The organism is Xanthomonas sp. LMC-A-07, assembly GCF_030208825.1.
GTDB lineage: Bacteria > Pseudomonadota > Gammaproteobacteria > Xanthomonadales > Xanthomonadaceae > Xanthomonas > Xanthomonas campestris.
In genome coordinates this window covers 250476-262379 of record NZ_JARVTF010000005.1, presented here as the reverse complement: position 1 = coordinate 262379, position 11904 = coordinate 250476, and the positions used below count along the sequence as shown (strand labels likewise).

The 11904-nt window shown below is 65.3% G+C and carries 12 protein-coding genes and 1 other RNA gene; 10 read left to right on the top strand and 3 right to left on the bottom strand.

From position 1 onward, the window contains the following. Window positions 1-42 precede the first annotated feature (42 nt). Window positions 43-840, top strand: coding sequence for a CDP-diacylglycerol diphosphatase (locus QRM89_RS04080; RefSeq protein WP_285447338.1), 798 nt, complete (start codon window positions 43-45; stop codon window positions 838-840). A gap of 267 nt (window positions 841-1107) precedes the next feature. On the opposite strand, the gene parE is transcribed toward QRM89_RS04080, so the two are convergent. Continuing rightward, the gene (gene parE / locus QRM89_RS04075) at window positions 1108-2997 is read right to left on the bottom strand and encodes a DNA topoisomerase IV subunit B (RefSeq protein ID WP_273672906.1); all 1890 of its coding nucleotides are present in this window, start codon (window positions 2995-2997) and stop codon (window positions 1108-1110) included. A gap of 163 nt (window positions 2998-3160) precedes the next feature. Between parE and QRM89_RS04070 the strand changes: the two genes are divergently transcribed. The 9 genes from QRM89_RS04070 to truD all read left to right on the top strand — a co-directional run bounded on the left by QRM89_RS04070 (window position 3161) and on the right by truD (window position 11109). Then, a complete protein-coding gene (locus QRM89_RS04070; RefSeq protein ID WP_019237729.1) occupies window positions 3161-3400 on the top strand; it encodes a hypothetical protein in 240 nt (79 codons plus the stop codon). Between the two features lie 166 nt (window positions 3401-3566). Further along, window positions 3567-5231, top strand: coding sequence for a CTP synthase (locus tag QRM89_RS04065; protein WP_103699625.1), 1665 nt, complete (start codon window positions 3567-3569; stop codon window positions 5229-5231). A 411-nt stretch (window positions 5232-5642) separates the two neighbouring features. Next, entirely contained in the window at window positions 5643-6473 is an 831-nt protein-coding gene (gene kdsA, locus QRM89_RS04060; protein WP_011036875.1) for a 3-deoxy-8-phosphooctulonate synthase, read from the top strand. Continuing rightward, window positions 6470-6832, top strand: coding sequence for a hypothetical protein (locus QRM89_RS04055; protein ID WP_228426648.1), 363 nt, complete (start codon window positions 6470-6472; stop codon window positions 6830-6832). The genes kdsA and QRM89_RS04055 overlap by 4 nt, the downstream gene beginning before the upstream one ends. A gap of 125 nt (window positions 6833-6957) precedes the next feature. Continuing rightward, window positions 6958-8250, top strand: coding sequence for a phosphopyruvate hydratase (eno, locus tag QRM89_RS04050; protein ID WP_011036877.1), 1293 nt, complete (start codon window positions 6958-6960; stop codon window positions 8248-8250). Window positions 8251-8253: 3 nt separating this feature from the next. Beyond that, window positions 8254-8619, top strand: coding sequence for a cell division protein FtsB (ftsB, locus tag QRM89_RS04045; RefSeq protein WP_011036878.1), 366 nt, complete (start codon window positions 8254-8256; stop codon window positions 8617-8619). Continuing rightward, entirely contained in the window at window positions 8616-9413 is a 798-nt protein-coding gene (gene ispD / locus QRM89_RS04040; RefSeq protein ID WP_115004454.1) for a 2-C-methyl-D-erythritol 4-phosphate cytidylyltransferase, read from the top strand. The genes ftsB and ispD overlap by 4 nt, the downstream gene beginning before the upstream one ends. A 5-nt stretch (window positions 9414-9418) precedes the next feature. Beyond that, window positions 9419-9910, top strand: a complete 492-nt coding sequence (gene ispF / locus QRM89_RS04035; RefSeq protein ID WP_076055558.1) for a 2-C-methyl-D-erythritol 2,4-cyclodiphosphate synthase — start codon at window positions 9419-9421, stop codon at window positions 9908-9910. 95 nt (window positions 9911-10005) lie between these two features. Next, a complete protein-coding gene (gene truD, locus QRM89_RS04030; protein ID WP_285447337.1) occupies window positions 10006-11109 on the top strand; it encodes a tRNA pseudouridine(13) synthase TruD in 1104 nt (367 codons plus the stop codon). Between the two features lie 118 nt (window positions 11110-11227). On the opposite strand, the gene QRM89_RS04025 is transcribed toward truD, so the two are convergent. Together QRM89_RS04025 and QRM89_RS04020 are read right to left on the bottom strand one after the other, a co-directional pair. Continuing rightward, a non-coding RNA gene (locus QRM89_RS04025) (sX9 sRNA) lies at window positions 11228-11303 on the bottom strand. A 60-nt stretch (window positions 11304-11363) separates the two neighbouring features. Then, complete coding sequence (locus QRM89_RS04020; protein ID WP_070693324.1) at window positions 11364-11903, bottom strand: Smr/MutS family protein; 540 nt, start codon at window positions 11901-11903, stop codon at window positions 11364-11366. Window position 11904: the final 1 nt, after the last annotated feature.

Sequence of the window (11904 nt, the reverse complement as noted above, 5' to 3'; positions counted from 1 at the left end):
CTGGTTATGATGGCGCGCCGCAGGCACTGGTTGAAGACGAACGTGCATTGCCGTGTTGCCCAACTCCTTGCTGCCACGCTGTTGGTGGCCGGCTGCGCCTCGCCGCCGCCGGCACCGCCGCCGGTGCGGCATGCCAGCGATCCGGATGCACTATGGCGCATCGTCACCACGCACTGCCTGCAGGCCGGGCCGGTGCCGGACGATTGCGCCGCGGTGTGGCCTGATCCGCAGCGGCAGGCGGTGGTACTGAAGGACAACCACGGCCGCTTCCAATACCTGCTGGTGCCCAGCGTGCGCGTCAGCGGGATCGAAGATCCCTCGCTCTTGCAGGCCGATGCGCCGAACTATTTCGCCAGCGCATGGTCGGCGCGCAGCTTCGTTGCATCCGCGCTGGCGCAGCCGTTGCCGCGCGCCTATGTGAGCCTGGCGCTCAACTCGCCGCACGGGCGCTCGCAGGAGCAACTGCACATCCACATCGATTGCCTGCGCCCGGATGTCTACGCCGCTCTGCGGCGTGAGCACGATCAGATCGGCCCGCAATGGCGTGCGTTGGCCGAGCCCTTACTGGGCCATGTGTATCTGGCCAGGACGCTGCCGGGCGATATGCTCAACGACGATCCGATTCGCCTGCTCGCCAGCGCCATTCCTGCCGATGCGAGCCTGCGCGATTACTCGCTGGTGGTGGCGGGCGCGCAGTTGGACGACGGGCAGCCGGGCTTCGTGTTGCTGGCGACGCGGCAGGATGCGGCCACCGGCAATCGGGCCAGTGGCGAAGAATTGCAGGACCACGCCTGTGGCCTGGTCACCGGCGCGCGCGAGGTGTTGCCGGGTGTGCGCTGAGTGATACGGGAGCGCGTGGCTCGCGATGCGTGCTGAAGCGATTGCTGCTGCGCGCTGTTTGATGACGCGCGCATCGGGATCCAGTGAAGCGTCAGGTGTTTGAACGTTCTACACGCATATGCGCCGCCGTTACACGCTGCTGCGATCCGAGCTCTGCTCGGCCCCTGTATGCGGTGAGGTCATTCCAGAACACGCTCACTTCCGCGCGAAGAGATGCCTTCTCGCCGCTGCAACGAGCAGCGAGAAGCAGTTCCGAATCGCCGCGTCCTAGACTTCCAGCGACGCCAGGTCGCCCTTGGTTTCCAGCCACTGCTTGCGGTCGCCCGCGCGCTTTTTGGCCAGCAGCATGTCCATCAACGAGCGGGTCTGTTCGCCGTCGTCGATCGTCAGCTGCACCAGGCGGCGCGTGTCGGGGTGGATGGTCGACTCGCGCAACTGCTGCGGATTCATTTCGCCCAGGCCCTTGAAGCGGGTGACGCTGATCTGGCCCTTCATCTTTTCGCGCGCAATCTTGTCCAGCAGCGTGGTCTTTTCTTCCTCGTCCAGCGCATAGAACACCTGCTTGCCCACGTCCACGCGGAACAGTGGCGGCATCGCCACGAACACGTGGCCGGCGGCCACCAGTGCGGGGAAATGCTGCAGGAACAGCGCGGTGAGCAGGGTGGCGATATGCAGGCCGTCGGAGTCGGCGTCGGCCAGGATCACCACCTTGCCGTAGCGCAGCCCGGTGATGTCGTCCTTGCCCGGGTCGCAGCCGATCGCGATCGCCAGGTTATGCACTTCCTCGGACGCCAGCACGCTGCCGGACGCCACTTCCCAGGTGTTGAGGATCTTGCCGCGCAGCGGCAGGATCGCCTGGAAATCCTTGTCGCGCGCCTGCTTGGCCGAGCCGCCGGCGGAGTCGCCCTCCACCAGGAACAACTCGGTCCGCGACAGGTCCTGGCTGATGCAGTCGGCCAGCTTGCCGGGCAGGGCAGGGCCCTGGGTGACCTTCTTGCGGACGATCTGCTTTTCGGTCTTCAAGCGCGCACTGGCGCGGTCGATGGCGATCTGCGCGATCTTCTCGCCGATCTCCACGTTCTGATTGAGATACAGGCTGAAGGCATCGTGCGCTGCGCCTTCAATGAAACCGGCGGCCTGGCGCGACGACAGCCGTTCCTTGGTCTGCCCGGAGAATTGCGGGTCGGTCATCTTCAGGCTGAGCACGAAGGTGACCCGGTCCCACACGTCTTCCGGCGCCAGCTTCACGCCGCGCGGCAGCAAGTTGCGGAAGTCGCAGAACTCGCGCAACGCATCGGTCAGGCCCGAGCGCAGGCCGTTGACGTGGGTGCCGTGCTGCGCGGTGGGGATCAGGTTGACGTAGCTTTCCTGGGTCAGCTCGCCTTCCGGCACCCACGCAGCCGCCCAGTCGACAATCTCGGTGTCCTTCTTGAGGCCGCCGGCGAACAGATCCGCAGGCAGCAGCTCGCGGTCGGCCATTTCGCCCTTGAGGTAGTCGCGCAGGCCGTCCTCGAAGTACCAGCTGTCCTGCTCTCCGGTGGCCTCGTCGTGCAGCTTCACGGTCAGGCCGGGGCATAGCACCGCCTTGGCGCGCAGCAGATGGCGCAGCGCCCGCACATTGAACTTGGGGGTGTCGAAATACTTGGGGTCGGCCCAGAAACGCAGCCGCGTGCCGGTGTTCTTCTTGCCGACCGTGCCCACCACTTCCAGCTTGGAGGCGGCGTTGCCGTCGCGGAACTCCATGCGGTGCTCGTTGCCTTCGCGCTTGATGAACAGCTCGACCTTGGTCGAGAGTGCATTGACCACGCTCACGCCCACGCCATGCAGGCCGCCAGAGAAGGTGTAGTTGCGATTGCTGAACTTGCCGCCGGCATGCAGACGGGTGAGGATCAGCTCCACGCCGGGGATCTTCTCCTCCGGGTGCATGTCCACGGGCATCCCGCGGCCATCGTCGGAGACCTCGCAGCTGCCATCCTTGTACAGGGTCACTTCGACCTGCTTGGCGTGACCGGCCAGCGCCTCGTCCACCGAGTTGTCGATGACTTCCTGCGCCAAATGGTTCGGGCGCGCGGTGTCGGTATACATGCCAGGGCGGCGCTTGACCGGGTCAAGGCCCGACAGGACTTCAATATCGGCGGCGTTATAACGGGTGTTCATGCATCTCGTTGGCACGTGAAACGACGCGCAAGTGTGGGGTCTGGGGCGATTTTTTGCACGCGACAGGCGTTCAGTGCCCGGCCGGGCGCCGCTGACTATGCTGGCGTTGGATTCGGAACCAAACGTCCCCACCTTAGGATGTCACCGAACCAGGAGCAGACCCATGAAGTTCAAGCACATTCTGATGCTCACCCTGGGCGCCGCCGCGGTTGCAGCACTGCCGGCCATTGCGCAGACCGCTCCGCCACAGGGGCAGGGCGCCAGCGCGCAGAAGGCCAATGACGACAAGGCCAAGACCGAGGCCGAGCGCAAGGCCGAGCGGCGCGCCGCTGCTGCCAAGGCTAAGCCGGAAGCCGGCCAGGCCCCGCGCGAAGAAGAGGAAGAAGAGAAGCCGTCGCGCTGAGGACAGCGCAGGTTTCGCCCGCAGACGCCCCGGCTCCGGCCGGGGCGTCTGCATTTGCACGGTGTGCGTGCATCCAGTGGCGTCACGGACGCCTGGAGTGCACGCAACCCTTGGGCATTCGCCCGTCACCCGTTAAACTATGGCTTTCCGGGAGGCCTTGAGCCCCATGACTCCCCTGATTTTTGTAACAGGCGGTGTAGTGTCCTCGCTAGGCAAGGGCATCGCCGCTGCTTCGCTTGCGTCCATTCTTGAAGCGCGTGGCCTCAAGGTCACGATGATGAAGCTGGACCCGTACATCAATGTGGACCCGGGCACGATGAGCCCGTTCCAGCATGGTGAAGTCTACGTCACCGATGACGGCGCCGAAACCGATCTGGACCTGGGCCACTACGAGCGCTACGTGCGCACGCGGTTGTCGCGCAAGAACTCGGTCACGACCGGCCGCATCTACGAAAACGTGATCCGCAAGGAGCGCCGCGGCGACTACCTGGGCGCGACCGTGCAGGTCATTCCGCATATCACCGATGAAATCCGTCGCTGCATCGACGAGGCTACGGCCGGCTTCGATGTGGCGTTGATCGAGATCGGTGGCACCGTGGGCGATATCGAGTCGTTGCCGTTCCTGGAGGCCATCCGCCAGGTGCGCACCGAACGCGGCGCCGAGAAGGCCATGTTCATGCACCTCACCCTGGTGCCGTACATCGCTGCGGCCGGTGAGTTGAAGACCAAGCCGACCCAGCACTCGGTCAAGGAGCTGCGCTCGATCGGTATCCAGCCGGACGTGCTGCTGTGCCGCTCCGAACAGGCGGTGCCGGATTCGGAACGCCGCAAGATCGCGCTGTTCACCAATGTCTCCGAGCGTGCGGTGATCAGCTGCCCCGACATCGATGTGCTGTACGGCATGCCGCTGGAGCTGCGCCGCCAGGGTCTGGACGAACTGGTCATCGATCAATTCAAGCTGCGCGACAAAGTCGCCACGGCCGACCTATCCGAGTGGGAAGCGGTGGTCGATGCGGTCAAGCATCCGCTTGATGAGGTGACCATCGCGGTGGTTGGCAAGTATGTCGATCACCAGGACGCCTACAAGTCGGTGGCCGAGGCGCTCAAGCACGGTGGCCTGCGTCAGCGCACCAAGGTCAACCTGACCTGGCTGGAAGCGCAGGATCTGGAAGGCAGCGACATGGCCGCATTGCAGGGCATCGACGGCATTCTGGTGCCCGGCGGCTTCGGCGATCGCGGCTTCGAAGGCAAGGTACAGACCTCCAAGTACGCCCGCGAGCACAAGGTGCCGTATTTCGGCATCTGCTACGGCATGCAGGCGGCGGTGGTGGACTATGCCCGCCACGTGGCCGACCTGGACGCTGCCAACAGCACCGAAAACGATCGCCAGTCGCCGCACCCGGTGATCGGCCTGATCACCGAGTGGCGCACCGCCACCGGCGAGGTCGAAAAGCGCGATGAAAAATCCGACCTGGGCGGCACCATGCGTCTGGGCCTGCAGGAGCAGCGCCTGAAGCCGGGCACTCTGGCGCGCGAGGTGTACGGCAAGGACGTGGTGGCCGAGCGGCATCGCCATCGCTACGAGTTCAACAACCGCTACCGCACCCAGCTGGAAGATGCCGGCCTGGTGATTTCCGGCAAGTCGATGGACGACACGCTGGTGGAAATGGTGGAGCTGCCGCGCGATGCGCATCCGTGGTTCCTGGCTTGCCAGGCGCATCCGGAATTCTTGTCCACCCCGCGCGACGGGCATCCGCTGTTCATTGGCTTCGTGCGCGCCGCGCGCGAGAAGAAGGCCGGCGGCAAGCTGTTGAAGGAAGCGCGTGCGTGAGCCGTTCCTTCTCCCGTTGGGAGAATGTGGTCCGTAGATGTGGATGGTGGGGCGCCGCAACGCACTGGAAGGTGGCAGCCATGACGAATGTGTCGACGCGGAAGCCAAGGCAAACCAAGTTGCTTTAGCAATGCTTCGCAACCATACCCTCACCCCAACCCCTCTCCCGGTGGGAGAGGGGCTCAAATCAAAAAGCGCGCAGCAGCTCCCTTCTCCCATCGGGAGAGGGGGCGCGAAGCGCCGGATGAGGGGCGCCGCAACACACCGGAAGATGGCGGCCCTGATGAACGCGTCGCCACGCGCCAACCAACGCAAACCACCCGGCTTCATAAGCGCTTGGTGCCCTTATTCGTACCCTCACCCCAACCCCTCTCCCGGTGGGAGAGGGGCTTCAATCAACAAGGTGACCTGATGAAACTGTGTGACTTCGAAGTTGGCCTGGATCAGCCGTTGTTCCTGATTGCCGGCCCCTGCGTGATCGAGTCGATGCAGCTGCAGCTCGACGTGGCCGGCAAGCTCAAGGAGATCACCGGCAAGCTCGGGATCAACTTCATCTTCAAGTCGAGTTTCGACAAGGCCAACCGCACCTCCGGCACCAGCTTCCGCGGCCCCGGCCTGGAAGAAGGCCTGAAGGTGCTGGACGCGGTGAAAAAGCAGATCGGCGTGCCGGTGCTCACCGACGTGCACGAATACACCCCGATGAATGAGGTCGCCGCCGTCGTCGACGTGCTGCAGACCCCGGCCTTTCTGGTGCGCCAGACCGACTTCATCAAGAACGTCTGCGCCGCCGGCAAGCCGGTGAACATCAAGAAGGGCCAGTTTCTGGCGCCGTGGGACATGAAGCCAGTGGTGGACAAGGCCAAGTCGACCGGCAACGAGCAGATCATGGTCTGCGAACGTGGCGCCTCGTTCGGCTACAACAACCTGGTCAGCGACATGCGCTCGCTCAGCGTCATGCGCGACACCGGCTGCCCGGTGGTGTTCGATGCCACCCATTCGGTGCAGTTGCCGGGCGGGCAGGGCAGCAGTTCCGGTGGCCAGCGCGAATTCGTGCCGGTGCTGGCACGTGCCGCGGTCGCAGTGGGCATTTCCGGCCTGTTTGCCGAAACCCATCCGGACCCGTCCAAGGCGTTGTCCGATGGCCCCAATGCCTGGCCGCTGGACCGCATGGAAGAGCTGCTCGAGACGCTGATGGAACTGGATGCAGTGACCAAGAAGCACGGGTTCGCGCGCTTCGCATGAGTCCTGATCCATGGGCGCAGGCGGCAGTGCGCCGCCAGCGCCGGCAGTGGCGTCACTGGCCCTGGGGCTGGATGGCGCTGGGCCTGTCGCTGTCCGCGTGGGCCTGTTTTGCGGTAATGGCCTTCCTGGCGGCCGCCAGCTTCGGCATGCCGGGCGACGGCAGCCATGCCATGCAGGCCACGCGCACCCCGATGCTGGCCACGCTGGTGGTGGGCGCGCTGGTGACGTTGGGCGGCCTGGTGGCCGGCCCCATCGCGCTTCGGCTGGGTCGCCAGCCTGTCGCCGCGGCGATGGGGCTGGCGTCGCTGCTGTTCTTGCTCTTGTTGTTTGGCTTGTCGCTGCTGGGCGTGATGGCCTAGTGGCGCGCCGGCTGGCTTGCCGTGCGTTCGCTGCCCATGCGATTTGGCAACGGGGCAGTGTGCGGCGATAATCCGGCAGCTTGTTTCCGGTGTACTTCCCCCCTTACTGGTAACCGATCGGACCTATGACCACTATTGCCAAGATTCTCGCCCGTGAAATCCTCGACTCCCGCGGCAATCCCACGCTGGAGGCGGAAGTCACGCTGGCAGACGGCTCGTTCGGCCGCGCCGCCGTGCCCTCGGGCGCCTCGACCGGCACCAAGGAAGCGGTGGAACTGCGCGACGGCGACAAGACCCGCTACCTGGGCAAGGGCGTGCGCAAGGCCGTGGAAAACGTCAACGGCACCATCGCCGAGACGCTCAAGGACTTCGATGCCGCCGACCAGCAGGGTCTGGACCGTCGCCTGATCGACCTCGACGGCACCGAGAACAAGGGCCGCCTGGGCGCCAACGCGTTGCTGGGTGTGTCGCTGGCCGCCGCGCATGCGGTCGCCGCCTCGCGCAAGCAGCCGCTGTGGCAGTACCTGTCCACCATCACCGAATCCGATGTCGCCCTGCCGGTGCCGATGATGAACATCATCAACGGCGGCGCGCATGCCGACAACAATGTCGACTTCCAGGAATTCATGGTGCTGCCCGTGGGCTGCAGCTCGTTTTCCGAAGCGCTGCGCGCAGGCACCGAGATCTTCCATTCGCTCAAGTCGGTGCTCAAGGGCCACGGCCTCAGCACGGCGGTGGGTGACGAGGGCGGCTTCGCCCCGGACTTCCGCAGCAATGTCGAAGCGCTGGACACCATTCTCGAAGCGATCGGCAAGGCCGGTTACACCGCTGGCGAAGACATCCTGCTGGGCCTGGACGTGGCCTCGTCGGAGTTCTACGACAACGGCAAGTACAACCTGGTGGGCGAAAACAAGCGCCTGACCAGCGAGCAGTTCGTCGACTTCCTGGCCGACTGGGTGGCGCAGTACCCGATCATCAGCATCGAAGACGGCCTGGCCGAAGACGACTGGGCCGGCTGGAAGCTGCTGACCGATCGCGTCGGCAAGAAGGTGCAGCTGGTGGGCGACGATCTGTTCGTCACCAACCCGAAGATCTTCAAGGAAGGCATCGACAGCGGCACCGCCAACGCGATCCTGATCAAGGTCAACCAGATCGGCACGCTGACCGAGACGCTGGAAGCCATTGCCATGGCGCATGCGGCCAACTACGCCTCGATCGTGTCGCACCGTTCGGGCGAGACCGAAGACACCACCATCGCCGATATCGCCGTGGCCACCACCGCCACCCAGATCAAGACTGGCTCGCTGTGCCGCAGCGACCGCGTCGCCAAGTACAACCAGTTGCTGCGCATCGAGCAGGCACTGGGGTCCGGCGCGCGTTACGCCGGCCGCGACGCGTTCGTTTCGCTCAAGCGATAAGCCGTGCGCAACTGGCGCTGGCTCCTGCTGGTGCTGGCGGTACTGCTGGCGTGGCTGCAGTACCGCTTCTGGTTCGGGCCTGGGAATTCCGGTGAAGTGATGATGCTGGAAGCCCAGGTTGCCCATCAGACACGGGATAATGAAGGCCTGCGCCAACGCAATCAGGCATTGGCGGCAGAGGTCAAGGATTTGAAGGACGGCGAGGCAGCAATCGAGGAACGCGCGCGCAGCGAGCTGGGCATGATCAAGCCCGGCGAAACGTTCTATCGCGTGGTCGAAGATGCGCCGCTGTTGCCACCGGCAGCGCAGGAAGCAGCACCGCCTGCACAACCGCCCGCGGCGTCTGCCGACCCGGTAGATCACCCATGACCGGTTCGGTGTGGGCGATTGTCCCGGCGGCCGGGCGTGGCACGCGCTTCGGCGGTGCGGTGCCAAAGCAGTATTTGCACGCGGCGGGCCAGCCGCTGATGGCCTACACGTTGGCGGCCCTGGCAGCACATCCGGCGGTGGCCGGGATCGTGGTGGCGATTGCCCCCGACGATGCCGATTGGCCGGGCTGGACAGCCGTGCACGCCAAGCCCGTGCTCACCTGCGTGGGCGGCGCCACGCGTGCGGCGTCGGTGCTGGCCGGGTTGCTGGCGTTACCCGACGGCGTGCGCGCCGATGACTTTGTGCTGGTGCACGATGCGGCCCGGCCCAATCTGGCGCTGGCCGATCTGGACCGGTTGCTGGAGATCGGTCGCGGCGATCCGGTCGGTGCCATTTTGGCCGCGCCGGTGCGCGATACGCTCAAACGCGCAGGCGACGATGGCGGGATCGATGGCACCGAGCCGCGCGAGCGGTTGTGGCGCGCATTGACGCCACAGTTGTTCCGGCGCCATCAGTTGATCCGCGGCCTCACCGAGGCATCGGCTGCCGGCGTGGACGTGACCGACGAGGCGATGGCGATCGAGCGGCTTGGCTTGCGTCCCTTGCTGGTGGAAGGTGCCGAAGACAACTTCAAGGTGACCACGCCTGCGGACCTGGCGCGTTTTGAATTCGAGCTGGCGAACCGCGACCGCGGTGGCGCAAGCCGGGAGGCTGAGCGCAGCGCTATGCCCTCTGCTGCAACGTCCGTTTTTTCCGATGCGCGTTCTGCGGCGTCCGGTTCCGAAGAGGTGTAAGCAACATGTCCTTCAATTTCCGCATCGGCCAGGGTTACGACGTGCATGCGTTCGGCCCGGGCGATCATCTGATGCTGGGTGGCGTGCGCGTGGCGCACAGTCACGGCGTACTGGCACACAGCGATGGCGACGTGGTGCTGCATGCGTTGTGCGATGCGATGCTCGGTGGTTTGGCGCTGGGCGATATTGGCGTGCATTTTCCGCCCTCCGATGCGCGTTGGAAGGGCGCTGACAGTGCGCAGTTCCTGCAGCACTGCGACCAGTTGCTGCGTGATCGCGGCTGGCGGGTGGGCAATGCCGACATCACGGTGATCTGCGAACGACCCAAGGTAGGCCCGCATGCGTTGGCGATGCGCGAGCGCATTGCCGGGCTGCTGGCCATCGAACTGGATGCGGTGAGCGTCAAGGCGACCACCAGCGAGAAACTGGGATTCACTGGGCGTAGCGAAGGCATTGCCGCACAGGCCGCGGTGCTGCTCGGCAAGATCGCCGCCTAACTGGCGTCGCACGCGCGAGGCGTGCGATTGCATTCTGACGCCGGCGGTGCCGGCAGCATGCGTACGTCACCTGTCGCATCTCACTGGACTTTCCCATGAGCGATTCACCCGTTTTGCCGCGCGCGCATGGCGCCGCGGTGCTCACTGCGGCAATGCGCAGCATTGCCGAGGATTTCCAGGTTGATGAGTTGCCCGCGTTCGATGCATCGGGTGAGGGCGAGCATCTGCTGCTGACCGTGCGCAAGCGTGGTCAGAACACCGCTTACGTGGCCAAGCGTTTGGCGCAGTGGGCCGGCATTGCGGAGATGGGCATTGGCTACGCGGGTCTGAAGGACCGCCATGCGGTGACCACGCAGCGCTTCAGTGTGCATCTGCCCAAGCGTATCGCCCCGGATTTGCGTGCGCTGGACGATGACGACATGCAGGTGGTGGAGCACACCTGGCACAACCGCAAGCTGCAGCGCGGCGCCTTGCATGGCAATCGCTTCATGCTGACGCTGCGTGAGGTGGTGGGCGATCAGGTGGCCATCGATGCGCGCCTGCACGCGATCGCTGCGCGCGGCATCCCCAACTGGTTTGGCGAGCAGCGCTTCGGCCGCGATGGCGGCAATGTCGCTGCGGCATTGGCGATGTTCGGTTACACGCGGCAGCTGGATGGCACGCTCGCGCCGGCACCCAAACGGCGCCTGCGCAACGATCAACGTTCGCTGCTGTTGTCGGCAGCACGCTCGGCACTGTTCAACCAGGTGCTGACTGCGCGCGTGGAGCAGGGCAATTGGGATGCGCCACTGGACGGCGAGGCCTGGATGCTGGACGGCTCACGCAGCGTGTTCGGTCCCGAACCCTGGAGCGAGGTGTTGGCCGAGCGTCTGGCGCGTTTCGACATTCATCCCAGCGGCCCGTTGTGGGGCGCTGGCGAATTACGCTGCAGCGCTGATGCAGCGGCGATTGAGCAGGCGGCAGTGTCGGATCCGCAATCGCTCGCGTTACGCACGGGTTTGGAGGCGGCCGGCCTCAAGCAGGAGCGCCGCGCGTTGCGGCTGCGTCCGCAGGCGTTGGCACATGCCTGGTTGGACGCGCAGACGCTGCAGCTCACCTTCGCCTTGCCACCTGGGTGCTATGCAACCGCGGTGTTGTGGGAACTGGGCGAGGTCGTCGATGCAGCGCGCGTTGCACCGCAGTCGCGTTCCGAGGGCTGAGTGGTACGCCAGCACTAGCATTCCCGCAGGAGAGGCCTTGGCCGCGATGAGGCGTTACGACAACGCCTCATCGCGGCCGGGCCCGCTCCTATGATGGATGACCGGTGCCACTGAGAGCGGCTATAAAAACGTAGCGAGCAGCCGTGAGGTGGGTGCGGAGGGCGCGGAAGAACCGGTGTGCAGGAGTGGTACACGCCGATTTCGAGCACCGGCCGCGCCCGCCTGGCGGCTGCGCCGTGGTGTTGCTAGCTGCTCTAACGCCGTGCCAACAACACCAGCAGAGCACCGGTTCCGCCTTGCGTGGGCGGTGCGGAATGGAAGGCCAGCACATCGTTGCGCTGGCGTAGCACACGGTCCACCAGATTCTTCAGCACCGGTGCGCCACTGTCCGATTGCAGGCCCTTGCCGTGGATGATGCGCACGCAGCCGTGCTCGTGTGCATGCGCTTCCAACAGGAACTGGCGTAGCAAGGCGTCGGCTTGCGCGGCAGTGGCGCCGTGCAGGTCCAGTTCGTCCTGCACCGAAAACTGCCCGCGCTTGAGTCGCTGGAACAGCCGCGCGGGCAGGGTATCGCGGCGGTAGCTGGCGGTGTCACCAGCTTCCAGCGGCGAAGAATCACGCAGCAGCCGCGCGAATTCGCTCTGCGCCTCGGCTTCGTCGCGCTCGGCCATACGCGCACGCGGCTTGGGACGCGGCTTGGTGTTGGCGGGCGGCGCGACGGCGCGGATCGGCTTCACTTCGCCAATGGCTGCACGGAACAGCGCGCCGTCGTCTTCGTCTTCAGGATGCGACATC

Excerpts from the sequence above, each read along its gene's own strand:
- parE (WP_273672906.1), bottom strand. The coding sequence starts at position 2,997 with ATGAACACCCGTTATAACGCCGCCGATATTGAAGTCCTGTCGGGCCTT.
- QRM89_RS04070 (WP_019237729.1), top strand. The coding sequence starts at position 3,161 with ATGAAGTTCAAGCACATTCTGATGCTCACCCTGGGCGCCGCCGCGGTT.
- QRM89_RS04065 (WP_103699625.1), top strand. The coding sequence starts at position 3,567 with ATGACTCCCCTGATTTTTGTAACAGGCGGTGTAGTGTCCTCGCTAGGC.
- kdsA (WP_011036875.1), top strand. The coding sequence starts at position 5,643 with ATGAAACTGTGTGACTTCGAAGTTGGCCTGGATCAGCCGTTGTTCCTG.
- QRM89_RS04055 (WP_228426648.1), top strand. The coding sequence starts at position 6,470 with ATGAGTCCTGATCCATGGGCGCAGGCGGCAGTGCGCCGCCAGCGCCGG.
- eno (WP_011036877.1), top strand. The coding sequence starts at position 6,958 with ATGACCACTATTGCCAAGATTCTCGCCCGTGAAATCCTCGACTCCCGC.
- ispD (WP_115004454.1), top strand. The coding sequence starts at position 8,616 with ATGACCGGTTCGGTGTGGGCGATTGTCCCGGCGGCCGGGCGTGGCACG.
- ispF (WP_076055558.1), top strand. The coding sequence starts at position 9,419 with ATGTCCTTCAATTTCCGCATCGGCCAGGGTTACGACGTGCATGCGTTC.
- truD (WP_285447337.1), top strand. The coding sequence starts at position 10,006 with ATGAGCGATTCACCCGTTTTGCCGCGCGCGCATGGCGCCGCGGTGCTC.
- QRM89_RS04020 (WP_070693324.1), bottom strand. The coding sequence starts at position 11,903 with ATGTCGCATCCTGAAGACGAAGACGACGGCGCGCTGTTCCGTGCAGCC.